The sequence below is a fragment of the Paenibacillus whitsoniae genome (assembly GCF_003955665.1).
GTDB classification, from domain to species: Bacteria; Bacillota; Bacilli; order Paenibacillales; family NBRC-103111; genus Paenibacillus_E; species Paenibacillus_E whitsoniae.
This window is the reverse complement of the sequence record NZ_RXHU01000168.1, coordinates 1-1,863: the sequence shown is the minus strand read 5'-3', so window position 1 is coordinate 1,863 and position 1,863 is coordinate 1. Positions and strand designations below refer to the sequence as shown.

Sequence of the window (1,863 nt, the reverse complement as noted above, 5' to 3'; positions counted from 1 at the left end):
TTTACGAATCCGGTACATTTCAGCCGTATGTTTAAGCAATATGCCGGAGTCTCGCCGCAAGCATACCGCAAGCTGCATCAGAATTAATACTTATATGCTCAAAGCAAAGTCAACCTTTTTTATAATTATTATAAAAAAGGTTGACTTTTTTTCTTCTTATTTTATAATAATTATTATCTGATATAGATTATCAACGTTAAGCGTATAGATTTTCAATTGCGGTTTAGCAAGGAATGGGAGGACAACGGGGATGTATGATGTTATTATTATTGGTGCTGGACCTGCGGGGGCATCGGCTGCCATTTATACGGCCCGCGGCAGCTTGAAAACACTGGTGATCGACAAATCGCCGAACAATGGAGCGCTCGCGATTACGCATAAAATTGCGAATTATCCTGGTGTGCAGGGGGAACTTACCGGTAAAGATCTCCTGGACAACATGCGTGAGCAGGCAAAAAGCTTCGGCGCCGAGTTCATCCAGACGAACATTACGGCGGTGGACGTTGAGGGCGATACGAAGTTTGTTTTTACCGCGGACGGCATGTATGAGAGCAAAGCGATCATCATCGCTACCGGCTCCAAGGGTCGCAATCGGATGCTTCCAGGCGAAGAGGAGCTGCTGGGCCGCGGCGTCAGCACATGCGCTACGTGTGACGGGGCTTTTTTCGAGGGCAAGACGGTGGCTGTCATTGGCGATTCCGAAGAAGCGCTTGAAGAAGCGCAGGCGCTGAGCAAATTCGCAAGCAAAATTTATTTTGTTGTGCCGCGGCCAGAGCTTCAGAACGTTCATCACATGCCGGAACTCGTGAACACGGAGATGCGCTACAAAGCAAAGCCGCTCGAAGTCGTGGGGAACGGGCATGTTGAAGGGCTTCGCATCCGTACAGGCGCGGGCGAAGAAGAAACGCTGGAAGTTGACGGCGTCTTCGTCTTTTTGTCCGGCAGCAAGCCGGGGACGGATTTTATCGCCGAGCAGGTGCCACTTGACGAAGAAGGGTATATGCAGCTCGACGCGCTGATGCAATCATCGGTTCCCGGTGTGTTTGGTGCAGGGGAAGTTAGGCGCACACCTGTTAAGCAAGCTGTCGTTGCGGCTGCTGACGGTGCAATTGCCGCAATGGCGGTGGACAAGTTCATTAACAAGCGGGCTCAATTGATTCCGCAATACAAATAAGATTAAAGGAGTGTTTTGCCATGTCTCAAACAACTCAACCTATCGTTTACTCCAGCACGAACTGCCCATATTGCCAGCAATTGAAGAAGTACTTGACGGAACAAGGCGTTGCTTTTGAAGAAAGAAATATCGATCTGAACGATGCTTATGGCCAAGAGCTGCACGATATGGGGCTTATGTCGCTGCCGGTTACGGTGATCGGGGAACACAAGATTCTCGGCATGAACGTCACGAAGCTCAAAAAAGCGTTGGCGGAAGCCGCGGTGTAAGTCAATAGCAGGATCGAGAGCCCTGGTTGCGGAGATGCAGCCGGGGCTTTTTCGTGCATTTCCGCCTGCGGATACAGTATACTAAAGGCTAGACAGTTGGATAGAGAGGTTGGAAGTGCGATGGCGTCCTTTGCGGACAAGTTATTTATGATTTCTTTAATTTTGTTGATGGTATCCGTCGTGGTTAGCGGCGTCGGGTTTCAATTTTTGAAGTGGAAATCGCAGGTTGAGGATGAATTGGATGAGGAGCCGAAGTCCAGCAGTGCCCGCAAGAAAGCCGCGATGGATCGTCAGGATAAAAGCTTGAAGCGGATCGGACGGTCGTACTTGTTTTGGATCGCGCTGGGTGGCATGCTGCTTTCGGTTGTGCTGAGTTTGTTGGCGGGTTAAGGGAGGAGGAAGTATGTTCGGGTTGTTGAG

3 protein-coding genes are annotated in these 1,863 nt (G+C 49.9%); all 3 read left to right on the top strand.

What is annotated here, in order from left to right; translation table 11 throughout:
- Nucleotides 1–250 precede the first annotated feature (250 nt).
- Complete coding sequence (locus EJQ19_RS31600) at nt 251–1,174, top strand: NAD(P)/FAD-dependent oxidoreductase (protein ID WP_126145170.1); 924 nt, start codon at nt 251–253, stop codon at nt 1,172–1,174.
- Nucleotides 1,175–1,194: 20 nt separating this feature from the next.
- Complete coding sequence (locus EJQ19_RS31595; protein WP_126145169.1) at nt 1,195–1,443, top strand: glutaredoxin family protein; 249 nt, start codon at nt 1,195–1,197, stop codon at nt 1,441–1,443.
- A 120-nt stretch (nt 1,444–1,563) separates the two neighbouring features.
- Nucleotides 1,564–1,833 (top strand): hypothetical protein, encoded by a 270-nt coding sequence (locus EJQ19_RS31590; RefSeq protein WP_126145168.1) that lies wholly within the window; start codon nt 1,564–1,566, stop codon nt 1,831–1,833.
- Nucleotides 1,834–1,863: the final 30 nt, after the last annotated feature.

Coding starts and splice junctions, on each gene's coding strand:
- EJQ19_RS31590 (WP_126145168.1), top strand. CDS start 1,564: ATGGCGTCCTTTGCGGACAAGTTATTTATGATTTCTTTAATTTTGTTG.
- EJQ19_RS31600 (WP_126145170.1), top strand. CDS start 251: ATGTATGATGTTATTATTATTGGTGCTGGACCTGCGGGGGCATCGGCT.
- EJQ19_RS31595 (WP_126145169.1), top strand. CDS start 1,195: ATGTCTCAAACAACTCAACCTATCGTTTACTCCAGCACGAACTGCCCA.